General features: G+C 68.3%; 20 protein-coding genes. 17 read left to right on the top strand and 3 right to left on the bottom strand.

Features of this window, described 5'->3' with window-relative positions; translation table 11 throughout:
* Positions 1–21 precede the first annotated feature (21 nt).
* The 8 genes from AC3WOE_RS28120 (at position 22) to AC3WOE_RS28085 (ending at position 6,872) form a co-directional block, all read left to right on the top strand.
* Positions 22–306: a DUF2249 domain-containing protein gene (locus AC3WOE_RS28120; RefSeq protein WP_492695357.1), complete on the top strand. Its 285-nt coding sequence runs from the start codon at positions 22–24 to the stop codon at positions 304–306.
* A gap of 34 nt (positions 307–340) precedes the next feature.
* Positions 341–2,617, top strand: coding sequence for a nitric-oxide reductase large subunit (locus AC3WOE_RS28115; protein WP_492695355.1), 2,277 nt, complete (start codon positions 341–343; stop codon positions 2,615–2,617).
* Between the two features lie 45 nt (positions 2,618–2,662).
* On the top strand, positions 2,663–3,112 hold the full coding sequence (locus AC3WOE_RS28110; RefSeq protein WP_492695353.1) for an Rrf2 family transcriptional regulator: 450 nt from the start codon (positions 2,663–2,665) through the stop codon (positions 3,110–3,112).
* The gene (locus AC3WOE_RS28105; protein WP_492695351.1) at positions 3,109–3,444 is read left to right on the top strand and encodes a metal-sulfur cluster assembly factor; all 336 of its coding nucleotides are present in this window, start codon (positions 3,109–3,111) and stop codon (positions 3,442–3,444) included. Before AC3WOE_RS28110 ends, AC3WOE_RS28105 begins: the two co-directional genes overlap by 4 nt.
* Before the next feature lie 13 nt (positions 3,445–3,457).
* Positions 3,458–4,576: a DUF8744 domain-containing protein gene (locus AC3WOE_RS28100; protein ID WP_492695349.1), complete on the top strand. Its 1,119-nt coding sequence runs from the start codon at positions 3,458–3,460 to the stop codon at positions 4,574–4,576.
* Entirely contained in the window at positions 4,576–5,757 is a 1,182-nt protein-coding gene (locus tag AC3WOE_RS28095) for an NnrS family protein (RefSeq protein ID WP_492695348.1), read from the top strand. The genes AC3WOE_RS28100 and AC3WOE_RS28095 overlap by 1 nt, the downstream gene beginning before the upstream one ends.
* Before the next feature lie 2 nt (positions 5,758–5,759).
* On the top strand, positions 5,760–6,164 hold the full coding sequence (locus AC3WOE_RS28090; RefSeq protein ID WP_492695347.1) for a SirB2 family protein: 405 nt from the start codon (positions 5,760–5,762) through the stop codon (positions 6,162–6,164).
* Positions 6,165–6,230: 66 nt separating this feature from the next.
* Positions 6,231–6,872 (top strand): hypothetical protein, encoded by a 642-nt coding sequence (locus AC3WOE_RS28085; RefSeq protein WP_492695345.1) that lies wholly within the window; start codon positions 6,231–6,233, stop codon positions 6,870–6,872.
* 3 nt (positions 6,873–6,875) lie between these two features.
* Here AC3WOE_RS28085 and AC3WOE_RS28080 read toward each other — a convergent pair whose 3' ends face one another.
* Positions 6,876–7,082, bottom strand: coding sequence for a DUF3079 domain-containing protein (locus AC3WOE_RS28080; protein WP_492695401.1), 207 nt, complete (start codon positions 7,080–7,082; stop codon positions 6,876–6,878).
* Between the two features lie 109 nt (positions 7,083–7,191).
* On the opposite strand from AC3WOE_RS28080, the gene AC3WOE_RS28075 reads away from it, so the two are divergent.
* From AC3WOE_RS28075 to AC3WOE_RS28060, 4 genes are all read left to right on the top strand, one after another.
* Positions 7,192–9,057, top strand: coding sequence for a type IV pili methyl-accepting chemotaxis transducer N-terminal domain-containing protein (locus AC3WOE_RS28075; RefSeq protein ID WP_492695344.1), 1,866 nt, complete (start codon positions 7,192–7,194; stop codon positions 9,055–9,057).
* Positions 9,054–9,719 carry a response regulator gene (locus AC3WOE_RS28070; RefSeq protein ID WP_492695343.1) on the top strand — a complete coding sequence of 222 codons (666 nt, stop codon included), beginning with the start codon at positions 9,054–9,056 and terminating at the stop codon, positions 9,717–9,719. The genes AC3WOE_RS28075 and AC3WOE_RS28070 overlap by 4 nt, the downstream gene beginning before the upstream one ends.
* A gap of 126 nt (positions 9,720–9,845) precedes the next feature.
* Positions 9,846–11,099, top strand: coding sequence for an MFS transporter (locus AC3WOE_RS28065; protein ID WP_492695341.1), 1,254 nt, complete (start codon positions 9,846–9,848; stop codon positions 11,097–11,099).
* Positions 11,100–11,117: 18 nt separating this feature from the next.
* Positions 11,118–12,758 carry an MFS transporter gene (locus tag AC3WOE_RS28060; RefSeq protein ID WP_492695339.1) on the top strand — a complete coding sequence of 547 codons (1,641 nt, stop codon included), beginning with the start codon at positions 11,118–11,120 and terminating at the stop codon, positions 12,756–12,758.
* Between the two features lie 111 nt (positions 12,759–12,869).
* On the opposite strand, the gene AC3WOE_RS28055 is transcribed toward AC3WOE_RS28060, so the two are convergent.
* On the bottom strand, positions 12,870–13,721 hold the full coding sequence (locus AC3WOE_RS28055; protein WP_492695337.1) for a nucleotidyl transferase AbiEii/AbiGii toxin family protein: 852 nt from the start codon (positions 13,719–13,721) through the stop codon (positions 12,870–12,872).
* The gene (locus tag AC3WOE_RS28050) at positions 13,718–14,323 is read right to left on the bottom strand and encodes a type IV toxin-antitoxin system AbiEi family antitoxin domain-containing protein (RefSeq protein WP_492695335.1); all 606 of its coding nucleotides are present in this window, start codon (positions 14,321–14,323) and stop codon (positions 13,718–13,720) included. Before AC3WOE_RS28050 ends, AC3WOE_RS28055 begins: the two co-directional genes overlap by 4 nt.
* 176 nt (positions 14,324–14,499) lie before the next feature.
* Here AC3WOE_RS28050 and AC3WOE_RS28045 point away from each other — a divergent pair, with 176 nt between their 5' ends.
* Genes AC3WOE_RS28045 through narI form a run of 5 tightly spaced genes read left to right on the top strand, consistent with a single transcriptional unit; the run spans position 14,500 to position 22,537 of the window.
* Positions 14,500–15,819 carry an MFS transporter gene (locus AC3WOE_RS28045; protein ID WP_492695334.1) on the top strand — a complete coding sequence of 440 codons (1,320 nt, stop codon included), beginning with the start codon at positions 14,500–14,502 and terminating at the stop codon, positions 15,817–15,819.
* Between the two features lie 11 nt (positions 15,820–15,830).
* On the top strand, positions 15,831–19,601 hold the full coding sequence (locus AC3WOE_RS28040) for a nitrate reductase subunit alpha (protein ID WP_492695332.1): 3,771 nt from the start codon (positions 15,831–15,833) through the stop codon (positions 19,599–19,601).
* A gap of 14 nt (positions 19,602–19,615) precedes the next feature.
* The gene (gene narH, locus AC3WOE_RS28035; protein ID WP_492695330.1) at positions 19,616–21,139 is read left to right on the top strand and encodes a nitrate reductase subunit beta; all 1,524 of its coding nucleotides are present in this window, start codon (positions 19,616–19,618) and stop codon (positions 21,137–21,139) included.
* A gap of 13 nt (positions 21,140–21,152) precedes the next feature.
* Complete coding sequence (gene narJ, locus AC3WOE_RS28030) at positions 21,153–21,845, top strand: nitrate reductase molybdenum cofactor assembly chaperone (RefSeq protein ID WP_492695328.1); 693 nt, start codon at positions 21,153–21,155, stop codon at positions 21,843–21,845.
* Entirely contained in the window at positions 21,842–22,537 is a 696-nt protein-coding gene (gene narI, locus AC3WOE_RS28025; RefSeq protein WP_492695326.1) for a respiratory nitrate reductase subunit gamma, read from the top strand. Before narJ ends, narI begins: the two co-directional genes overlap by 4 nt.

The raw sequence follows: 22,537 nt of genomic DNA, 5'->3' as shown, positions 1-22,537 counted from the left end.
GCATGTTCAAGAGGAGCAGTCATGGCATTGACGAGCTACGGCACCAAGATCGACCTGCGCCCGCTGGCCCCCCGCGAGCGGCATCCTTTGATCTTCAACACCTTTCGCAGCCTGGACGCCGGTGAATCGGTCGAACTGATCAACGACCACGACCCCGGGCCGCTGCTCGACCAGTTCCGCGCCGAATGGCCCGGCCGTTTCGCCTGGGACGACGTGCAGCGCGGTCCCGACGTCTGGCGCGTGCGCATCGTCAAGCTCGCCGCCCACGGCGACGGCCGCTGCTGCGGCTCCTGCGGCGGCGCCTGATCGCAAGCAATTTCCCCCACTACAAGGGCACATCATGAAAAACGCAAGCAGGCTCTGGCGCTGGCTAGGCCTCATCTTCGTCCTGTCGTTCGGAGCCTTGGGCTACCTGGGCTGGCAGATCTATCTCTCGGCACCGCCCATCCCCAAGCAGGTCGTGACGACCGAGGGCGAGGTGCTGTACACGGCCGAGCAGATCCAGCTCGGCCAGCAGGCCTGGTTGTCGGCCGGTGGCCAGCAGCTCGGCACCGTCTGGGGCCATGGTGCCTATGTCGCACCGGACTGGTCGGCCGACTGGCTGCACCGCGAGGCGGTGGCGCTCGGCGCCCTGCGCGCGGCTGAGCAGCAGCAGGGCGGCAAGGCGCTGACCGGCGTCGAGCAGGCCGCTGTCGAGCAGGTGGTGCGCGAGGAACTGCGCCGCAACACCTATGACGACAGCAACGGCACCGTGAAGGTCACGCCGGCGCGCGCCAAGGCCATCCGCGAGGTGGCGGCGCACTACGAGGGCCTGTTCGGCACCGATCCGCGCCTGGACAAGCTGCGCGAGCAGTACGCCATGACCTCGGGCAGCCTGCCTGACGCCGAGAACCGCCAGGCCCTGACCGCGTTCTTCTTCTGGTCGGCCTGGGCCGCCGTGACGGACCGCCCGAACGAACCCGGCCTGTCCTACACCAGCAACTGGCCGCATGAGCCGCTGGTCGGCAACACCATGAGCGCCTCGGCTGCGATGTGGTCGATGGTCAGCGTCGTGCTGCTGCTCGCCGGCATCGCCGCCATGCTGTGGCTGCACAAGGGCGATTCGCACGAGGACGAAGCCGCCGTGCCCAAGGCCGACCCGCTGCAAGGCGCCAAGGCCACGCCGTCGATGAAGGCCACGCGCAAGTACTTCTTCATCGTCATCGCGCTGATGCTGCTGCAGATCGGCATGGGCGCCATCACCGCCCACTACGCGGTGGAAGGCCAGTCCTTCTTCGGCCTGCCGCTGGCGCAGATCCTGCCCTACACCATCAGCCGCACCGTGCACACGCAGATCGGCGTGTTCTGGATCGCTACCGCCTGGCTGGCGACCGGCCTCTACGTCGCGCCGCTGCTGTCGGGGCGTGAACCCAAGCTGCAGAAGCTCGGTGTCGACGCGCTGTTCTGGGCGCTGATCATCGTCGTGCTCGGCTCGACCATCACCGGCTGGCTGGGCACGCTGCAACACCGCGGCGTCGACTTCAGCTTCTGGTTCGGCAACCAGGGCCTCGAGTACACGAGCATGGGCCGCTTCTGGCAGATCCTGCTCTTCGTCGGCCTGCTGTTCTGGGTCTTCCTGCTTGGCCGCGCGCTGTGGCCGGCCCTGAAGAAGCCTTCGGAAACCCGCGGCCTGATCGCCATGGTCTTCCTGTCGGCCACCTGCATCGGCGGCTTCTACGCTACCTCGCTGGCCTGGGACCAGCACACCCACTACTCCATGGTCGAGTATTGGCGCTGGTGGCTGGTGCACCTGTGGGTCGAGGGCTTCTTCGAGGTCTTCGCCACCGCGGTCGTCGCCCTGATCTTCACCAACCTCGGCCTCGTGCGGGCAGCTTCGGCCAACCGTGCCATCGTCGCGGAGACCATCGTCTTCCTGTTCGGCGGCATCCTGGGCACGCTGCACCACCTCTACTGGACCGGCACGCCCACCTCGGTGATCGCCGTCGGCTCGGTGTTCTCGGCCCTGGAAGTCGTGCCGCTGACGCTGATCGGCCTGGAGGCCCTGCAGACCTATCGCCGCTCGAAGAACGTCGCCTGGCTGGGTGCCTACAAGTGGGTCATCATGTCCTTCGTCGCCGTCGGCTTCTGGAACACCGTCGGCGCCGGCCTGCTGGGCTTCGCCATCAACCCGCCCGCCTCGCTGTACTACGTGCAAGGCCTGAACATGACGGCAGCCCACGGCCACGCCGCCCTGTTCGGTGTCTACGGCATGCTGGGCATCGGCCTGATGCTGTTCTGCCTGCGCGGCCTGTATGACCGCGCGCTGCACGCCGACAAGTTCCTGAAGCCCGCCTTCTGGAGCCTGAACATCGGCCTGGCGATGATGGTCTTCATGTCGCTGCTGCCGGCCGGCATCTACCAGGCCTACGAGAGCATCACCAAGGGTCTGTGGTACGCCCGCTCGCCCGAGGTCATCCACTCCAAGCTGATGGAGACCCTGGTGTGGCTGCGCGTGCCAGGCGATATCGTGTTCGCCGCCGGCAGCGTCTTCCTCGCCGTCTATGCCCTCTACCTGCTGCGCCGCCCGGCGAGCCAGCAGCTGCCGACGGGCGCCGCCACCGTGGCGACCCGGCGCTGACCGGCTCGGGGAGGCCTCGGCCTCCCCGTCCAAGGGAATCGGATCATGAAACTCACTGCTTTCACCGACTACAGCCTGCGCGTGCTGATCTACCTGGCCGCCGAGCCCGGTCGGCGCGCCACCGTCGCCGAGATCAGCTCGGCCTTTGCCATCAAGGCCAACCACCTGACCAAGGTCGTCCACCACCTGGGCCGCTGCGGCTGGGTGGAAACCAGCCGCGGCAAGGGCGGTGGCCTGCTGCTGGCGAAACCGGCCGACCACATCAGCGTCGGCAAGGTCGTCCGCGACACCGAAGGCGCGGCCCAGCCCGCCGAATGCTTCTCCGAAGAGCCGAGCGATTGCGCCATTGCCCGCTGCTGCCGGCTCAAGGGCGTGCTGGCCGAGGCCGTGCAGGCCTTCTACGCCGTCCTCGACCGCTACAGCCTGGCCGACATCACGCGCAACCGCGCGGTGCTGGCCGAGGTGCTGCACTTCCACCCGATGGCGGCCGCATGACGGACATCGCCACCTACACCTACGACGGCCCCGAGACCCTGCGCGCGCCCGTGCTGCAGGCGCTGAGCCGCGTCGTCGATCCCGAGGTCGCGATGAGCATCGTCGACGTCGGCCTGGTCTACGGCGTGACGGCCACGCCACGACGCCTGCACGTGGTGATGACCATGACCTCGGCGGCCTGCCCGGTCACCGACGTCATCCTCGACGACACCCTGGCCGAGCTGGACGACATCGCACCGGACGGCATGTCCGTCGACGTCGAGCTGGTCTGGGAGCCGGCCTGGACGACGGACCGCATGAGCGCCCGCGCCAAGGCCTTCATGGACTGGTGAGGGGAGGCCGTCCATGCGTCGCCAGGCCGCACGAATCCACGGGACGGCCACCGTTTCGGGCCTGCGCGCCGGCCTGGCTCTCCTGGTGCTGGTCTCCCTGGCCTGCGGCATCGCCGGCGGCCTGCTGCGTGCCGGCGTGGCCCTGCCTCAGGCCAGCGGCGCCTGGCTCGGCAATGCCGTGGCCGGCCATGCCTTCCTGATGATCTGCAGCTTCATGGGCAGCGTCATCGCCATCGAGCGCGCGGTCGCCGTGCGCCATCCGCTGTGCTTCGCGGGGCCGCTGGCCTCGGGCGCCGCCGGCGTGCTCCAACTCAGCGGCGCGGCGGCAGCGGCGGCCTGGCTGGTCGCGGCGGCTTCGCTCGCCTTCGTCGCCGTCAACGTCGTCATCGTCAGGCGCCAGCGCGCCGACCACACCGTGCTGCTGCTTGTCGGCGCGCTGGCCTGGGCCATCGGCTGCGGCCTGCATGCCGTCGGTGCGGCGGCGCCTGCCGTCGTGCCCTGGTGGTTCGCCTTCCTCGTGCTGACCATTGCCGCCGAACGCCTGGAGATGACACGGCTGATGCGCCGGCGGCCAGGTGCGGCGGCTTCGCTGTACGCCGTCCTTGCGGCCCTGCTGGCCGGCGCGGCCCTGTCCCCGGTGCTCTATGGCCTGGCGCTGGTGGCCCTGGCCGCCTGGCTGGCCAGCTTCGACATCGCGCGCCGCACCGTGCGCGCCCATGGCCTGAGCCGCTACATGGCCCTCTGCCTGCTGCTGGGCTATGCCTGGCTGCTGGTCGCCGGCCTGGCCTGGGTGGCCACGTCGCTGGGCTGGCCGGCGCGCGACGCGGCCCTGCATGGCCTGGCCCTGGGCTTTGTGTTCGGCATGGTGTTCGCCCATGCGCCCGTCATCCTGCCGGCCATCGCCCGCATCAAGGTGCAGTTCGGCTGGGCCTATTACGTGCCGCTGGCCCTGCTGCAACTCTCGCTGGCAGCGCGCCTGGCCGGTGGTTTCGATCAACCCCGCCTGCTCGCCCTTGGGGCGGCGGGCAATGCGCTGGCGATCGCGGCCTTCGCCGCGGTCGTCGCCGGCTCGGCACTGGCCTGGCGGCTGGGCCACCCGGCCGCGCAACCCAAGACTGGACCCTCGCCTTGATGCTCACGATCGAAGAACCTCCGCGCCCCCCGCAAGCGGGTTTCGCGCTTTTCGCGCTGGGCTTCCGCCCCTTCTACCTGCTGGCCAGCGTCTTCGCGGCCCTGTCCATTCCGCTGTGGGCCCTGCAGTTCTCCGGCTGGCTGGGCCACCCCTATCTGGCCGGGCCGCTGTGGCATGCCCACGAGATGCTGTTCGGCTTCACGCTCGCCGTCATCGTCGGCTTCCTGTTCACGGCCGGCGGCAACTGGACCGGCCTGCCCACCCCGACAGGCTGGAAGCTCGGCGCCCTGGCCCTGCTGTGGATCGCCGCCCGCGTGCTGGTGCTGACCCCCTTTGCCGTCGCGGCGGCCCTGGCCAACGTGGCCTTCCCGCTGGCCGCGGCCGTCGCGCTGGCCGTGCCCTTCTTCAAGTCGGGGAACCGGCGCAACTACTTCTTCGTCGGCCTGCTGGTGCTGCTCGCGGCCGCGGCCGCGGCCCTCCATCTGGGGCAGCTCGGCGTTGTCGACGTGCCGGCCTTTCTCGGCGTGCGCGTGGGCCTGGACATCGTGCTCTTCATCCTCGCTGTCATGGGCGGCCGCGTGATCCCGATGTTCACCAACAACGGCGTGCCCGGCGCGGGGGCCGCCAAGCATGCGGGGGTCGAGAAGGTCGCCCTGGGCTCGGTGCTGGGCCTGTTGGTGGCGGATCTCGTCGGCCTGGAGGGCTGGGTTCTCGCGGCGCTGGCTGGCGTCGCCTGCGTGGCGCATGCCTGGCGCTGGGCGCTGTGGCGGCCGTGGAAGACCCTGCGCGTGCCGCTGGTCTGGGTGCTGCACCTGGCCTATGCCTGGGTGCCGCTGCATCTGCTCTTGCGAAGCCTGGCGGCGCTGGGTGTGGTGGCGCCGTCGCTGCCCACGCATGCGCTGACCGTCGGCGCCATCGGCGGCCTGATCATCGGCATGATGACGCGCACCGCCCGCGGCCACACCGGCCGGCCGCTGCGCGCCGACCGCTTCGAGACGGCCTGCTATGGGCTGGTGGCGCTGGCCGCCGTGCTTCGGGTGGGCCTGCCGCTGCTGCGGCCCGAGTCGACCGTGGCCGCCGTGCTGGCCTCCGCCGCGCTGTGGTCGGCCGGCTTCGCGCTCTACGCCGTGCGCTACTGGCCCGTGCTGTCCCGGCCGCGCCTGGACGGGCGACCGGGCTAGCCATGGACTACTTCACCGTCAAGCTGGTGCACCAGTCCGCCGTGGCGCTGTCCATCACCGGCTTCTTCGTGCGTGGCGCGGCCTCGCTCGCCGGCGCGCGCTGGGTCAGGGGGCGGGCAGCGCGCAGCCTGCCGCATCTGGTCGATTCGCTGCTGCTGGCCTCGGCGCTGACGCTGGCATGGATGCTGCGCCTGACGCCGACCCAGGCGCCCTGGCTGCTGGCCAAGATCCTCGGCCTGCTGCTCTACATCGGACTGGGCGTCGTCGCGCTGAAACCGGGCCGGCCGCCGGCCGTTCGGGCCACCGCCTGGCTGGCGGCCCTGGTCGTCGTGGCCTGGATCGTTTCGGTGGCCGTGACCAAGGACCCGTTCGGCTTTTTCGCCGTCATCAAGCGCGCCGCGCCTTGATCAAGCTCAAGTCCGCAAGTCCCGCTGCGCTTGAACATTCCCTATCCCCGCTGTGCTCGCTCCGCCATGAACATGCCGCAATTCTTCGATGAGGTACCCCGACTCCGGGTGCAGGACCCCTTGGCGCGGCTGCTGGGCTGCGCCGAGGACGGCGAGCTGGAATACGGCTTCCGCGATGCCGTCAGGCTGGCGGGCCATGCCTGCCCCACTGTCGCCACGGCCTACTGGCTGACCTATCTGGCGCTCGAGCACCTCTACCCGGGCAGCCTGCCGCAGCGCGGCGGTATTAAGGTCGAGTTCCGTGACGACGCCAGGTCGGGCAGCGTCGGCGTCATCGCGACGGTCGTGCAGATGCTGACGGGCGCGGCCGGCAACTCCGGTTTCAAGGGCATCGCGGGGCGCTTCGGCCGGGCCGGCCTGATCCGCAGCAAACCCGAGCTGCTCGACCTGTTGCGCTTCACGCGGCTGGACACGGGAGAGTCCGTCGATGCCGGCGTCGACATGAACCAGCTGCCCGCCGACCCGGCCCTCGAGCCCCTGCTCAAGCGTTGCGCCGACGGACGTGCCAGCAGCGCCGAGGAAATCGAGCTGGCGCGGCTCTGGCTGGAGCGTGTCCGTCATCTGCTGCTGGATTGCGCGCGCGACCCCGCCGTCTTCATGCTGCGGCCCGTCAAGCGGCACGCCGCCGCGGGTGCGCTGGCCAGCTGACCCTCAGCGCCCTGTGCCGGCGTCTTGCGCCGGCTTGCCGTCTTCAGCGTCCAGTCCCCAGTCCATCCAGTCGTCGCCGAACAGTTCCGACGGGTGGGGCGTCGCGACGCTGCCGTTGCCGCACTGCAGGGCATCCGCCGCGCAGTATTTGTCGCAGCCCCAGCAGATGCGCTCGGGATTGGCGGGCTTGATCGGAAACTTCTTGGCCATGCCCCAGCGTGCCATCGCGGCGCCCAGGGGACCTTGATGCAAGGCAAACCGGCTCAAGGTTTGAGGCGCATCAAGTCGCGCGGGACGGGCCCTGCTCAGAATCCCCGGCATGTTCATTCCCTGGAACCGCGCCCGTCTCGCCACCAAGATCGGCATCGTTGGCGCTACGCTGCTGACCATCGGCCTGACCGCCATCGGCCTGACGCTGTGGATAGGCTGGCAGCTGGAGGGCGGCGCGGCGGCGGTCAACGAGGCCGGGCGGCTGCGCATGCAGACCTGGCGCATGGCCCATCTGGCGGCCACCGGTGACCGGGGACAGCTGCAGTCGCAGGCGCGTGCCTATGAGTCGGCGCTGCGGCAGCTGCTCAGCGGCGACCCCGCGCGGCCGTTGTTCCTGCCGCGCGACGAGAGGACACAGGCCGCCTACCGCGCCGTGACCGAGGACTGGCGCACGCTGACCGCCGCGGCGACGGACGGGGTGCCCGCGCCGAGCGGCGAACAGGCCGCAGCCCTGGTGGGCCGTGTCGACCTGCTGGTCGATGCCGTCGAGGCCCGCATGGCGGCCTGGAGTTCGCTGCTGTCGGCGGTGCAGCTGGCCCTCGTCGGTCTGGCCATCGCGGCCTCGGTGGTGTTTCTCTTTGCCTCGCATCTGGTCGTGTTCGCGCCGGTGGACCGGTTGCGCCGTGGCCTGAACGCCCTCGAGCAGGGCACGCTGGGCACGCGCATTCCCGGTGACGCCCAGGACGAGTTCGGCGAGCTGGCGCGGGGCTTCAACCGCATGGCGGAGAGGCTGCAGGCCGTCTACCGCGGCATGGAGGATGAAGTGCGGGCCAAGACGGCAGACTTGCGCCAGGAGCAGCACCGCCTGGCCGCCCTCTACGAAGCCGCGGCCTTCGCGGCCGGCGCCCATTCGCAGCGCGAGCTGGCGGCCGGCTTCGGCGAGCGCGTGCGCCGGGTGGCCTGCGCCGACGCCGTCGCCGTGCGCTGGCTGGACACCAGCGAGCAGCGCCTGGTTCTGCTGGCCTCGCAGGGCCTGCCGCCGGCCATGGTGGATGCCGAGCGCTGCCTGGTGCCCGGAGCCTGCCATTGCGGCAGCCCGCCGCCGCGGGCCCGCGTCATCCCCATCGCGCTGGACGGCAAGGCTGAGTCGCATTGCTCCAAGGCCAGCTTCGTCGCCCTCGTCAACGTGGCGCTGACGGTGCAGGGCCGCACGATGGGCGAGATCGACCTGCTCTACCGCGAGACGCCCAGCCTCGCCGCGGCCGACCGCGAGCTGCTCGACAGTCTGGCCAGCCATCTCTCCAGCGCCATGGACAGCCTGCGCAATGAGGCCCTGCAGCGCGAGGCTGCCGTGGCCGACGAGCGCGGCATGCTGGCCCGCGAGCTGCACGATTCCATCGCGCAGAGCCTGGCCTTCATGAAGATCCAGCTGCAGCTGCTGAAGGACGCCCAGCAGGGCGGCCAGCCGGCCAAGGCCGCGAGGTTGCTGGAGGAGCTGGAACTGGGCTTGAAGGAAAGCACGGCCGACGTGCGCGCGCTGCTGATGCATTTCCGCACCCGCACCGATGGCGACGACCTGCTGCCGGCTTTGCAGCAGACGCTGCAGAAGTTCCGCCTGCAAAGCGGCGTGCAGGCCGAGCTGGAGGTCGACGGCCACGGCGCGCCGCTGCCGGCCGATGTGCAGGTGCAGCTGCTGCACGTCGTGCAGGAAGCCCTGTCCAATGTGCGCAAGCATGCGCGGGCCCGGCAGGTGCAGATCCGCCTGGCCCATCAGCCGCACTGGCAGATCGAGATCCACGACGACGGCTGCGGCTTCGATGCCGAGGCCGATGCCCCCGACGACAGCCATGTGGGCCTGCGCATCATGAAGGAGCGCGCCGCCAAGGTCGGCGCCGCCGTGCAGCTCGATTCCCGTCCCGGCGCCGGCACCCGCGTGCGCGTCTCCCTTCCCGAATCCGAGGCCGTCACGCCATGAGCAGCGCCAGCAGCGATCCCATCCGCGTCCTCGTCGTCGACGACCACACCCTGTTCCGCCGCGGCCTCATCGCGCTGCTGGCCACGCAGCCGCGGCTGCTGGTCGTCGGCGAAGCAGGTGACGCCGGTGCCGCCGAGCGGCTGGCGACGGAGCTGCAGCCCCAGGTCATCCTGCTGGACAACCATCTGCCCGGCGTCAGCGGCGTGCAGGCCCTGCCGGCCTTGAAGGCGGCCGCGCCCGGCTGCCAGGTGCTGATGCTGACGATGAGCGAGTCCGAGGCCGACCTCGGTGCGGCCCTGCGCGCCGGCGCCTGCGGCTATCTGCTGAAGACGGCCGACAACCAGGAGCTGACCCAGGCCATCGAGCGCGCCGTGCGAGGCGTGTCCAGCTTCAGCGCCGAGATGGCCGGCAAGCTGGCCACGGCCTTCCGCCACGAGGCCGAGGCCGTCGCGCCGCCGCCGCCCGATCCGCTGGCCACGCTGTCGCCGCGCGAGCGCGAGATCGTCGACCTCATCGCCCGCGGCGATTCCAACAAGCAGATCGCCCGCGAGCTCGGCATCGCCGAGACGACGGTCAAGATCCATGTGCAGCATCTGCTGCGCAAGCTGGACCTCGACTCGCGCGTGCAGGCTGCCGTGCTGGTCACACAGCAGCGCACCTAGTCCTTTCGGACGAGGCCGCCAAGGCCCTCGTCCTCCCAGCGACGGGTGTCGCGCTGATCCTCCGGCGAATGTGCGGCGTGCTGGCCGCGCGGGACAGTGGCTCATCGCCACTGAGGAGGAAATCGCATGACTGCGCCCCCCGTCGACCGCAAGGCCTGGTCGGTGCTGATCGTCAGCACCCTGGCCTTCACCGTCTGCTTCATGGTGTGGATGATGTTCGGCGTCATCGGCATCCCGATCAAGAAGCAGCTGGGCCTCAACGCCACCGAGTTCGGCCTGCTGACGGCCATGCCGGTGCTGACCGGTTCCCTGGTGCGGGTGCCGCTGGGCATCTGGACGGACCGCTACGGCGGCCGCATCGTGCTGGCGCTGCTGATGCTGGCCACGGTGCCCGCCATCTGGCTGATGGCCTATGCCACGCAGTACTGGCACTTCCTCGCCATCGGCCTCTTCGTCGGCCTGGCGGGCGGCTCCTTCTCGGTGGGCACGCCCTATGTGGCGCGCTGGTTCCCCAAGAGCCGCCAGGGCATGGCCATGGGCGTCTACGGCGCCGGCAACTCGGGCTCGGCGGTCAACAAATTCGTCGCTCCGGTGCTGCTCGTCAGCTTCGGCTGGACCTTGGTGCCCCAGGTCTACGCGGCCATCATGGCCGGCACCGTCGTGTTGTTCTGGCTGTTCAGCCACAGCAACCCGGCCCACCTCGTCACTAGCAACGTCAGCTTCCGTGATCAGCTCAAGGCCCTGAAGGATCCGCGCGTGCTGAAGTACTGCCAGTACTACAGCATCGTCTTCGGCGGCTACGTGGCGCTGGCGCTGTGGATGGTGCAGTACTACGTCGGCGAGTTCAGTCTCGACATCCGCGTCGCCGCGCTGCTGGCGGCCTGCTTCAGCCTGCCGGGCGGCGTGCTGCGCGCCATCGGCGGCCTGCTGTCCGACAAGTTCGGCGCCCACAGGGTGACCTGGTGGGTGATGTGGGTGAGCTGGATCTGCCTCTTCCTGCTCAGCTATCCGCAGACCGACTTCACCGTGATGACCGTCGCCGGCGCGCGCACCTTCCACATCGGCCTGAACGTCTACGCCTTCACCGGTCTGCTGGCCGTGCTGGGCGTGGCCTTCGCCTTCGGCAAGGCCTCGGTTTTCAAGTACATCAGCGACGACTACCCCGGCAATATCGGCGCCATCAGCGGCATCGTCGGCTTGGCCGGTGGCCTCGGCGGCTTCGTGCTGCCCATCCTCTTCGGCGTGCTGCTGGACCTCACCGGCGTGCGCTCCAGCGCCTTCATGTTGATGTACGGCGTCGTCTGGGTCTCGCTGATCTGGATGTACTGGACCGAGGTGCGTCGCACCGACGTCATGGGCCATGGCGTACAGCCGGCCTGACTCCCACGAGGACAAATCATGAGCAAGAACCCGAACGCGGCCGTTCCGACGAGCGGCGCGGATATCCAAGACTGGCGACCTGAAGACGACGCCTTCTGGGAGAGCACCGGCAAGCGCATCGCCTACCGCAACCTGTGGATCTCCATCCCGGCCCTGCTGTGCGGCTTCGCCGTCTGGGGCATGTGGGGCATCATCGCCGTGCAGATGCTGAACCTGGGCTTTCCGTTCAGCCAGGCCCAGCTGTTCACGCTGACGGCCATCGCCGGCATCTCCGGCGCCACCATGCGCATCCCGGCCTCCTTCCTCATCCGCATGGCGGGTGGACGCAACACCATCTTCCTCACCACCGCCATGCTGCTGGCGCCGGCCATCGGCACCGGCGTGGCCCTGCAGCACCCGGAGTGGCCGCTGTGGGTCTTCCAGCTGATGGCGCTGTGGTCGGGCGTGGGCGGCGGCAACTTCGCGTCGTCGATGTCCAACATCAGCACCTTCTTCCCCAAGCGCCTGCAGGGCACGGCCCTGGGCCTGAATGCGGGCCTGGGCAACTTCGGCGTGACGACGATGCAAATCGTCATCCCGCTCGTGATGACGATGAGCTTCTTCGGCCTGACCGGCGACTCGATGACGCTGGTGAAGGCCAGCGGCTGGATCTTCGGCAAGATTCCCGCGGGCACCGCGACCTGGATCCAGAACGCCGGCTTCGCCTGGGTGCTGTCCCTGGTACCGCTGGCGGCGCTGTGCTGGTTCGGCATGAACAACCTCAAGACAGTGACCCCGCAGTCCGGCTCGCCGCTGGTGGCCTTCCTGAAGATTACCTACCTGTATTCGCTGGCCTTCGTGCCGTCCATCGGCATGCTCTATCTCTACCTGCCGGCACCGACGGGCCTGGGCCTGCTGAACATGTGGGTCGCCATCCCGCTGGACATCGTTGCGGCCCTGCTCGTCATGCGGCTGGCCGCCTTCGGCGCCATGAAGGAGAACGTCGCCAAGCAGTTCGCCATCTTCCGCAACAAGCACACCTGGAGCCTGACGGCCCTCTACGTCGTCACCTTCGGCAGCTTCATCGGCTTCTCCATGGCGCTGCCGCTGGCCATCACGGTCATCTTCGGCTTCCAGCATGTGCCCGATGCCGCGGGCGTGCTCACGCACACGCTGAAGAACCCGAACGCGCCGTCCGCACTGACCTATGCCTGGATCGGGCCCTTCGTCGGCGCCGCCGTGCGGCCCGTCGGCGGCTGGATCTCGGACAAGGTCGGCGGTTCCATCGTGACCCAGGTCATCTCGGCCGTCATGGTGTTCGCGTCGGTGGCCGTCGGCTACGTTATGCAGCAGGCCTATGGCTCGGCCACACCGGAGCAGTACTTCCCGGCCTTCATGGGCCTGATGGTGCTGCTGTTCGCGGCCAGCGGCGTCGGCAACGGTTCGACCTTCCGCTCGGTCGGCGTCATCTTCGACCGCACCCAGGCCGGCCCCGTGCTGGGCTGGACCTCGGCCGTCGCCGCCTACGGTGCCTTCATCGCGCCGGTGCTCATCGGCGAGCAGATCAAGGCCGGCACACCCCAGCTGGCCTTCTACGGCTTCGCGGCCTTCTACGCGGTCTGCCTTGTCCTGAACTGGTGGTTCTATCTGCGCGGTGGGGCGGAGATCCGCAACCCATGACGTGCGCTGCACCAGTCGTCGGTCATTGCAGGGCAGTTCACCGGGGGGCGCTCAGGCCTCGCCTTTTTGTTCCTTGCACTTGGCGGGCGTGTCGTGGATACGGTAGGGCCGTTATGCAGCGGCTCGCCTAAGTGCGGGAACCAATGCCAAGTGCAGTTTTTCCACGACGGTCTCCAGCGGTTCTGCATCGAGCCCGTTCTTCTTTACAAACGACAGCCACATCGTCTGGCGCGAAGCATCCTCAGCGAACTCCTCAGTAAGTCCGACCGGCGGCTCGGTTGGCACAGCCATGCCGCGCCTTTCGAAGGTGGCTTTGATCGCCTGCGCCAGCAGGCCGGCGTCGAGCGTTTCTCGCGTCAGCAGCACCGACAGGTCGAAGTAGTCCTTTAGTCGGCTGTTCGCCATACCTAGCAGCGCGATCGCATGCAGTTTCTCTGCAACGACGGTGTAAGCCGGATAGACCCGGAGCCGAGGCGCCGGCAGGTCGTCCAGCAGAACCGGGTAGACCGCTTCCACTGGGCCAGGCGTCACGGCATCACCGAAGCCGATGTCTATCTGCACCTTGCAGCGCGCCTTTGCCAGATCGCCAATGACGAACACGCGGACGCCACCGTAGCCGGCCTCCTTGCGAATATCCTCGACGGCGACCGAGGCCGGATCGAACACGATGCCGTCATCGACGACGACGGCAGCGATCTCGCGGAACCGCTGTGCCACCGATTCCCGGTCGCTGGCGCCGAAGCCCAGCAAATCGGCGTCGCGTGTCGCCCGGTGCGGCATGTGGTACCAGAGAGTGAACAGCAGCGCGCCCTTGAGCAGAAAGCAATCCGCGTGTGCCGATTCGGCCAAGCGGTAGAGCATGCGCTCAAGGGCAAAGCGAACCAACACCTGGTTGAAGTCCGAGCCCTGCGCCTTGGCGACGTTGAGGAGGCGGGCACGCACCGACGCTGCGACCTGACTCATGCCACCGCCTCCAGGTACGGACGCATCACATTGGCGACGCGGCACAGCTTGGCGTAGCGCCACAGCTCGTCCGGCGAGGCCAGCTGCTTCGCGTGTACTTCCTTCAGCGCCTCCAGCGCCACGTCCAACCCGATCTTGTTGCGGTGCTTGAAGCAGTCCGCCACGGTCTTGGCGATACCGTAGACGCGTAGGCTGATGCCGTCGCGTTCGACGGTCTCTATGCCTTCGGCATAGACATCACCGGTCATCTGCACCATCCTGATCGGCGGGTGGTCGATGCGCGGGGCATGGCTGCCGCGCGGCATAGCGATCCAGACCTGCCGTGGCAGCTGCGTGGTCAGTTCGTGGAACTGCAGAGCGCTCAGCAGGCAGAACACGGCCTGCGGCACCTTGGTTGCCACCGCAGCCAGGCCCTCATGTTCGGAGCCTGGATGGCTGGGCAGGCGGTAGAGACCGCGGCCCACCCTGTCGAGCAGGCCAGCAGCAGTCAGGCGTGTCAGCATGACCCGGGGAGCGTCGATGGCTTTCAGGTCGCCGGTGCGAAGCAGCCCCTTGCGTTGGGCAAGGTCAAGGATGCGTTGCGTATGGGTATCGGCAAGCATGGACGGTAGTTTGTTCCGTTTTTTCGCTCAATTCAAATCGTCGACGAAATATAGGAACAAAGGGTGCCCGCTGCCGGTAGTTCTGACGAACGATGGCAGCCCTCTGGGGGCTCATCCTTCCGCGCCACCTCCCCCCGACCGGTGGTGGATGGGCATCAGCCGCCCCGCCGCAGACCATGCTCTTCGTGAGCAAGACCCTGTCCCTGCCCCTTCACTGGAACCCGGAGGATCCCGACTTCTGGGTCGACCGCGGTCGCGCTGTGGCCTTGCGCAACCTGGGCTTCGCCATCCCCTCGCTGGCGCTGTCGTTCGCGGTGTGGATGCTGTGGTCCGTCCTTGTCGTGCACCTGCCGGCGGCGGGCTTTCGCTACAGCACCAACCAGCTGTTCTGGCTGAGCGCGCTGCCGGCCCTGTGCGGCGCGACGCTGCGCATCTTCTACGGTTTCGCCGTGCCCTGGTTCGGCGGCCGGCGCTGGACGGCGCTGTCGACGGCCAGCCTGCTGCTGCCCACCAGCGGCATTGCGCTGGCGGTGCAGGACCCCGCTACGCCCTATGAATGGATGGTGGTCCTGGCCCTGCTGTGCGGTCTGGGCGGCGCCAACTTCGCCAGCGGCATGGCCCATATCAGCGCCTGCTTCCCGGCCCGCGAACAGGGCGTGGCCCTGGGCCTGGGTGCCGGCTTCGGTCATCTCGGCGTGGGGCTGGTGCAGTGGGCCGTGCCCCTGGTCATCGGCAGCGGCGTCTTCGGCCTGCCGGCCCTGGCCAATGCCGGCCTGGTCTGGCTGCCACTGATCGTGCTGGCCAGCCTGGCCGCCTGGTTCGGCATGGATGACCTGCCGGCCAGCGGCGTCGGCATGACCGAGCAGGCCCAGCTCTTCACGCGCCGTCACAGCTGGCTGATGAGCTGGCTCTACCTGGGCAGCTTCGGCAGCTTCATCGGCTTCGCAGCGGCCTACCCGCTGCTGCTGCGCAGCCAGTTCCCCGGCCTGGACAGCGCCCAGCAACTTGTCTGGATGGGGCCGGTGCTCGGCGCGCTGGCGCGGCCGCTGGGCGGCTGGGCGGCCGACATCTGCGGCGGCGCCCGCATCAGCCTGGCCTGCTTCGGCGCCATGGCCCTCGGCATAGGCGGCGTGCTCGCCAGCCTGGGCGGGGAGGGCGGTGCCGCCCTTTTCGTCGCCAGCTTCGTGCTGCTGTTCGTCGCCGCCGGCATCGCCAACGGCAGCACCTTCCGCATGGTGCCTCTGGGCTTTCTGCGCGAAGCGCGCTGGGGGCGCGGCTCCTTGCGCGAGGCCCAGGCCCAGGGCGCCGCGGCCCTCGGCCTGTGCTCGGCCGTCGGGGCCTACGGCGGCTTCTTCATCCCCAAGAGTTTCGGCAGCGCCATCGCGCTGGCCGGCGGCCCGCAGGCCGCCCTCTATTGCTTCCTGGCGTTCTACCTGAGCTGCATGGCCATCTGCTGGTGGTTCTACGGCCGTCGGGGCGCCCCCCTGTCTTGCTAACGGAGAAATCGATGTCTCATTTCCTGGATCGACTGACGGCCTTCCAGCTGCCCAAGGAAGTCTTTGCCGGCGGCCATGGCGTCAGCACCGGTGAAGACCGCACCTGGGAGGACGCCTACCGCAACCGCTGGGCCCACGACAAGATCGTGCGCAGCACCCACGGCGTGAACTGCACCGGCTCCTGCTCGTGGAAGATCTACGTCAAGGGCGGCATCGTCACCTGGGAAACCCAGCAGACCGACTACCCGCGCACGCGGGCCGACCTGCCCAACCACGAGCCACGCGGCTGCGCGCGCGGCGCGAGCTACAGCTGGTATCTCTACAGCGCCAACCGCGTGAAGTACCCGATGGTGCGCGGCCGGCTGCTGAAGCGCTGGCGCGAGGCCCTGGCCGTGGCCAGGAGCCCGGTCGACGCCTGGGCGCTGATCCAGGCCGACGAGTCGGCGCGGCGCGACTACCAGCAGATGCGCGGCATGGGTGGCTTCGTGCGCTCGACCTGGGACGAAGTCAACCAGCTGATCGCCGCGGCCAATGTCTACACCATCAAGCAGCATGGTCCGGACCGCGTCATCGGCTTCTCGCCCATCCCGGCCATGTCCATGGTCAGCTACGCGGCCGGCAGCCGCTACCTGAGCCTGATCGGCGGCGTCTGCATGAGCTTCTACGACTGGTACTGCGACCTGCCGCCGAGCAGCCCGCAGATCTGGGGCGAGCAGACCGACGTGCCGGAGTCGGCCGATTGGTACAACAGCAACTACATCATCGCCTGGGGCAGCAACGTGCCGCAGACGCGCACGCCGGACGCCCACTTCTTCACCGAGGTGCGCTACAAGGGCGCGAAGACGGTGGCGGTGACGCCCGACTACTCCGAGGTCGCCAAGCTGGCCGACCTGTGGCTGCATCCCAAGCAGGGCACCGACGCGGCCCTGGCCATGGCCATGGGCCACGTCGCGCTCAACGAGTTCTATTTCAAGCAGCGCTCGCCGTACTTCGACGACTACGCGCGCCGCTACACCGACCTGCCGCTGTTGGTGCTGCTGGAGGAGCACACCCTGCCAGACGGCCGCAAGACCCGCGTGCCCGGCCGCTATCTGCGTGCCAGCGACCTGGCCGGCCAGATGGGCCAGAGCAACAACCCCGAGTGGAAGACGCTGGCCTATGACGCCCGCGGCTGCCTGGTGCTGCCCAATGGCTCCATCGGTTTCCGCTGGGGCGCCGAGGGGCGCGACGACGCCGGCAAGTGGAACCTCGAGGCCAAGGAGGCGCAGGGCGGTGGCGACGTCATGCTCAAGCTCTCCCTCGTCGAGGACGGCGAGCAGGCGCACGAGATCGTCGACGTCGCCTTTCCCTATTTCGCCGGCAGCGCCAGCGAACATTTCACGCCCAACCCGCAGCAGGACGGCGTCAGCCACCGCGCCCGCGTGCCAGCCACGCGGCTGAAGACCCAGGACGGCGAGGCCGTCGTCGCCACCGTCTTCGACCTGCAGGCCGCGCAGTACGGCATCGACCGCGGCTTCGGCTCCGGTGCCGCCAGCTACGACGACAACGCCCCCTACACGCCGGCCTGGCAGGAAGCCATCACCGGCGTGCCGCGCGCCCAGGTCATCCGCGTGGCGCGCGAGTTTGCCGAGAACGCGCACAAGACCCGCGGCAAGTCCATGATCATCATCGGCGCCGCGATGAACCATTGGTACCACTGCGACATGAACTATCGCGGTGTCATCAATCTGCTGATGATGTGCGGCTGTATCGGCCAGAGCGGGGGCGGCTGGGCGCATTACGTGGGCCAGGAAAAGCTGCGCCCGCAGACCGGCTGGACGGCCCTGGCCTTCGCGCTGGACTGGATCCGCCCGCCGCGCCAGATGAACAGCACCAGCTTCTTCTACGCCCATACCGACCAGTGGCGCTACGAGAAGCTGGGTGTCGACGAGGTGCTGTCGCCGCTGGCGACCGAGGCCGAGCGCGCCGAGTTCAACGGCAGCATGATCGACTGCAATGTGCGCGCCGAGCGCATGGGCTGGCTGCCCAGCGCGCCCCAGCTCAAGACCAACCCGTTGCAGGTCGCCAAGGACGCCGCCAGCGCTGGCATGGCGCCCAAGGACTATGTCGTGCAGGGCCTGCGCGATGGCTCGCTGCAGCTCAGCTGCGAGGACCCCGACGCGCCGCAGAACTGGCCGCGCAACATGTTCGTCTGGCGCTCCAACCTGCTGGGCTCCAGCGGCAAGGGCCACGAGTACTTCTGCAAGCACCTGCTGGGCACCGAGAACGGTGTGCAGGGCAAGGACCTCGGTGCCGATGACGCCAAGCCCCTCGAGGTGCGCTGGCATGCCCAGGCGCCGCAGGGCAAGCTGGACCTGCTGGTGACGCTGGACTTCCGCATGAGCACGACCTGCCTCTATTCGGACATCGTGCTGCCGACCGCCAGCTGGTACGAGAAGAACGACCTCAACACCAGCGACATGCACCCCTTCATCCACCCGCTGTCCGCGGCGGTGGACCCGGTCTGGCAGTCGCGCTCCGACTGGGAGATCTACAAGGGCTTCGCCAAGGCCTTCAGTGAGGTCTGCGTCGGCCATCTAGGCGTCGAGAAGGAAGTCGTCATGGCTCCGCTGATGCACGACACGCCGGCCGAGCTGGCCCAGCCCTTCGACGTCAAGGACTGGAAGAAGGGCGAGTGCGAGCTGATTCCCGGCAAGACGGCGCCCACCATCGCCGTCGTCGAGCGCGACTACCCGGCCACCTACGAGCGCTTCACCTCGCTCGGCCCCTTGATGGACAAGCTTGGCAACGGCGGCAAGGGCATTGGCTGGGACACCAAGACGGAAGTCGCCCAGCTCGCCGAGCTCAACGGCGTGGACGCCGCGGGACGCGCCCGCATCGTCAGCGACATCGACGCCTGCGAGGTCATCCTGCAGCTGGCACCCGAGACCAACGGCCATGTCGCCGTCAAGGCCTGGGACGCGCTGTCCAAGTTCACCGGCCGCGACCACGAGCACCTGGCCCTGCACCGCGAGGACGAGAAGATCCGCTACCGCGACGTGCAGGCCCAGCCGCGCAAGATCATCAGCTCGCCGACCTGGAGCGGCCTGGAGAGCGAGAAGGTTTCCTACAACGCCGGCTACACCAACGTCCATGAACTGATCCCATGGCGCACGCTGACCGGCCGCCAGCAGTTCTACCAGGACCATGCCTGGATGCGGGCCTTCGGCGAGGGCTTCACCACCTACCGCCCGCCGGTGGACCTGAAGACGACGGCCGGTATCCAGGGCATCAAGCCCAACGGCCACCCGGAGATCGCGCTGAACTTCATCACGCCGCACCAGAAGTGGGGCATCCACAGCACCTACAGCGACAACCTGCTGATGCTGACGCTGAACCGTGGCGGGCCCGTGATCTGGCTGAGCGAGGACGACGCCAAACGAGCCGGCATCGAGGACAACGACTGGGTCGAGCTCTTCAACATCAACGGCGCCATCGCGGCCCGCGCGGTGGTCAGCCAGCGCGTCAACCCGGGCATGACGCTGATGTATCACGCCCAGGAAAAGATCATCAACACGCCCGGCAGCGAGATCACCGGCGTGCGCGGCGGCATCCACAACTCGGTGACGCGCATCGTCACCAAGCCCACCCACATGATCGGCGGCTACGCGCAGTACAGCTACGGCTTCAACTACTACGGAACCATCGGCACCAACCGCGATGAGTTCGTCGTCGTCCGCAAGATGAACAAGGTCGACTGGCTCGACACGCCGCGCGAGCAGGCGCTGGTCGACAACCGCTGAACGAGGAGGACGCAATGAAGATTCGCGCACAGATCGGCATGGTGCTGAACCTGGACAAGTGCATCGGCTGCCACACCTGTTCGGTGACCTGCAAGAACGTCTGGACCAGCCGCCCCGGTGTCGAGTACGCCTGGTTCAACAACGTCGAGACCAAGCCGGGCATCGGCTATCCCAAGGAGTGGGAGAACCAGGACCGCTGGAACGGCGGCTGGATCCGCAAAGCCGACGGCACGCTGGAACCGCGCCAGGGCGGCAAGTGGAAGCTGTTGATGAAGATCTTCGCCAACCCCAACCTGCCGGAGATCGACGACTACTACGAGCCCTTCACCTTCGACTACGACCACCTGCACTCGGCCCCCGAGATGAAGCACGCGCCGACGGCCCGGCCGCGCAGCCTGATCACGGGCCAGCGCATGGAGAAGATCGAGTGGGGTCCGAACTGGGAAGAGATCCTCGGCGGCGAGTTCAGCAAGCGCAGCAAGGACAAGAACTTCGACGATGTCCAGAAGGACATCTACGGCCAGTTCGAGAACACCTTCATGATGTATCTGCCCAGGCTGTGCGAGCACTGCCTGAATCCGGCCTGCGTCGCGTCCTGCCCCTCGGGCTCGATCTACAAGCGCGAGGAAGACGGCATCGTGCTGATCGACCAGGACAAGTGCCGCGGCTGGCGCATGTGCGTGTCGGGCTGCCCCTACAAGAAGATCTACTACAACTGGAAGAGCGGCAAGGCCGAGAAGTGCATTTTCTGCTACCCGCGCATCGAGGCCGGCCAGCCTACCGTCTGCTCCGAGACCTGCGTGGGCCGCATCCGTTACCTGGGTGTGCTGCTCTACGACGCCGACCGCATCGCCGAGGCCGCCGCCACGCCCAATGACAAGGACCTCTACCAGGCCCAGCTCGACCTCTTCCTGGACCCGCATGACCCCGAAGTCATCGCCCAGGCACGGCGCGACGGCATTCCCGACAACTGGCTCGAAGCCGCGAAGAACAGTCCCGTCTACAAGATGGCCGTGGACTGGAAGGTGGCCCTGCCGCTGCACCCCGAGTACCGCACCCTGCCCATGGTCTGGTATGTGCCGCCGTTGTCGCCCATCAGCGCCGCCGCCAACGCCGGCCAGCTCGGCGCCGTGGGCGAGCTGCCCGACGTCAAGCAGCTGCGCATCCCGGTGCAATACCTGGCCAACCTGCTGACGGCCGGCGACACCTGGCCGGTGGAGAGGGCGCTGGAACGCATGCTGGCCATGCGCGCCTACCAGCGCGGCAAGCATGTCGACGGCGTCGAGAACCGCGCCGTGCTGGACCAGGTCGGCCTGCTCGCACCCGACGTGGAAGAGATGTATCGCGTGATGGCCATCGCCAACTACGAGGATCGCTTCGTCATCCCGACGACCCATCGCGAATACGCCGAGAACGCTTTCGACGTGCGCGGCGGCTGCGGCTTCAGCTTCGGCAACGGCTGCTCCGACGGCGAGACCGAACTGAGCCTGTTCGGTGCGCCCAAGCGCCGCACCATCCCCATCAAGGTGAACGGCTGAGGAGGGCATCACCATGTTCAACACACCTACGCCCGCCGTCTACACCCTGCGCGTGCTCGCTGCGCTGCTGCGCTACCCGGACGCCGACTTCCGTGCCGCAGTGACCGAACTGCAGCAGGCGCTGAAGTTGGAGGCTGCGCTGCCGGCCGCTCGCATCGCCGAGCTCTGCGCGCTGCTGCAGCGCCTGCAACGCGATGACCCCTTCACCGTCGAGGCCGAGTTCGTCGACCTCTTCGACCGCGGCCGCGGCACCGCCCTGCACCTGTTCGAACACATCCACGGCGACTCGCGCGACCGCGGTCCGGCCATGGTCGACCTGCAGAAGACCTATGAAAGTGCCGGCCTCTTCCTCGCGCCCGGCGAACTGCCCGACCACCTCGCCGTGGTGCTGGAGTACGCCAGCACCCAGCCGCCGCGCGAGGCGCGCGACTTCCTGGCCGAGACGGCCCACATCGCCCGCGCCATCTTCAGCGCGCTGCAACGCCGCCAGACGCCCTATGCCGCCGTACTCGCTGCCCTGTTGGAGCTGGCCGGCGAGCGTGCCGAGGCCGTGGACATCCCGCCCGAACCCGAGCTCGACGAGGCCTGGGCCGAGCCGGAGGCCTTCGGCGGCTGCTCCAGTGCCGGCCAGTCGCGGCCTGACGTCCAGCCCATCCATTTCGTGCGCAAGCACGCCAGCACCAATCAACCGGGAGCCCAGGCATGAGCGCCGTCTACAACTTCCTGTTCGTCGTCTACCCCTACATCTGCCTGGCCGTCTTCCTGCTGGGGAGCCTGGCCCGCTTCGACCGTGACCAATACACCTGGAAGAGCGACAGCTCCCAGCTGTTGCGCGGCCGCGGCCTGAAATGGGCCAGCAATCTCTTTCATGCCGGGGTGCTCTTCCTGCTGGTGGGTCACACGGTGGGCATGCTGACCCCGCACGCCGTCTACGAGCACCTCATCAGCGCCGGCAACAAGCAGATGCTGGCCATCGTCGCGGGTGGCATCGCCGGCACGGCCTGCTTCATCGGGTTGAGCATGCTGATCTGGCGCCGCATGACCGATGACCGCGTGCGCCTCACCAGCCACCGCAGCGACCTGGCCCTGCTGTGGATCCTGTGGCTGCAGCTGACGCTGGGCCTCCTCACGCTGCCCTTCTCGCTGGCGCACAGCGACGGCTCGGTGATGCTGGTGCTGTCCGACTGGGCGCAGCGCATCGTCACGCTGAGGCCCGACGCCAGCGGCCTGGTGGCCCTGGCCTGGCCCTACAAGGTCCACATGGTGCTGGGCATGACGGTCTTCCTGGTCTTCCCCTTCACCCGCCTGGTGCACGTCTGGAGCGGCCTGGCCTCGGTGTTCTATGTCTTCAGGCCCTACCAGGTGGTGCGCGCGCGCCGCCTGACGACCCGCAAGTGA

This window comes from Roseateles sp. FW305-36 (assembly GCF_058787015.1).
The sequence above is the reverse complement of the archived record's forward strand: the minus strand, read 5'-3'. Positions and strand labels throughout refer to the sequence as shown.

Coding starts and splice junctions, on each gene's coding strand:
- AC3WOE_RS28075 (WP_492695344.1), top strand. CDS start 7,192: ATGTTCATTCCCTGGAACCGCGCCCGTCTCGCCACCAAGATCGGCATC.
- AC3WOE_RS28115 (WP_492695355.1), top strand. CDS start 341: ATGAAAAACGCAAGCAGGCTCTGGCGCTGGCTAGGCCTCATCTTCGTC.
- AC3WOE_RS28095 (WP_492695348.1), top strand. CDS start 4,576: ATGCTCACGATCGAAGAACCTCCGCGCCCCCCGCAAGCGGGTTTCGCG.
- AC3WOE_RS28050 (WP_492695335.1), bottom strand. CDS start 14,323: ATGCTTGCCGATACCCATACGCAACGCATCCTTGACCTTGCCCAACGC.
- narH (WP_492695330.1), top strand. CDS start 19,616: ATGAAGATTCGCGCACAGATCGGCATGGTGCTGAACCTGGACAAGTGC.
- narJ (WP_492695328.1), top strand. CDS start 21,153: ATGTTCAACACACCTACGCCCGCCGTCTACACCCTGCGCGTGCTCGCT.
- AC3WOE_RS28080 (WP_492695401.1), bottom strand. CDS start 7,082: ATGGCCAAGAAGTTTCCGATCAAGCCCGCCAATCCCGAGCGCATCTGC.
- AC3WOE_RS28120 (WP_492695357.1), top strand. CDS start 22: ATGGCATTGACGAGCTACGGCACCAAGATCGACCTGCGCCCGCTGGCC.
- AC3WOE_RS28100 (WP_492695349.1), top strand. CDS start 3,458: ATGCGTCGCCAGGCCGCACGAATCCACGGGACGGCCACCGTTTCGGGC.
- AC3WOE_RS28045 (WP_492695334.1), top strand. CDS start 14,500: ATGCTCTTCGTGAGCAAGACCCTGTCCCTGCCCCTTCACTGGAACCCG.
- AC3WOE_RS28085 (WP_492695345.1), top strand. CDS start 6,231: ATGAACATGCCGCAATTCTTCGATGAGGTACCCCGACTCCGGGTGCAG.
- AC3WOE_RS28060 (WP_492695339.1), top strand. CDS start 11,118: ATGAGCAAGAACCCGAACGCGGCCGTTCCGACGAGCGGCGCGGATATC.
- AC3WOE_RS28110 (WP_492695353.1), top strand. CDS start 2,663: ATGAAACTCACTGCTTTCACCGACTACAGCCTGCGCGTGCTGATCTAC.
- AC3WOE_RS28040 (WP_492695332.1), top strand. CDS start 15,831: ATGTCTCATTTCCTGGATCGACTGACGGCCTTCCAGCTGCCCAAGGAA.
- narI (WP_492695326.1), top strand. CDS start 21,842: ATGAGCGCCGTCTACAACTTCCTGTTCGTCGTCTACCCCTACATCTGC.
- AC3WOE_RS28090 (WP_492695347.1), top strand. CDS start 5,760: ATGGACTACTTCACCGTCAAGCTGGTGCACCAGTCCGCCGTGGCGCTG.
- AC3WOE_RS28065 (WP_492695341.1), top strand. CDS start 9,846: ATGACTGCGCCCCCCGTCGACCGCAAGGCCTGGTCGGTGCTGATCGTC.
- AC3WOE_RS28070 (WP_492695343.1), top strand. CDS start 9,054: ATGAGCAGCGCCAGCAGCGATCCCATCCGCGTCCTCGTCGTCGACGAC.
- AC3WOE_RS28105 (WP_492695351.1), top strand. CDS start 3,109: ATGACGGACATCGCCACCTACACCTACGACGGCCCCGAGACCCTGCGC.
- AC3WOE_RS28055 (WP_492695337.1), bottom strand. CDS start 13,721: ATGAGTCAGGTCGCAGCGTCGGTGCGTGCCCGCCTCCTCAACGTCGCC.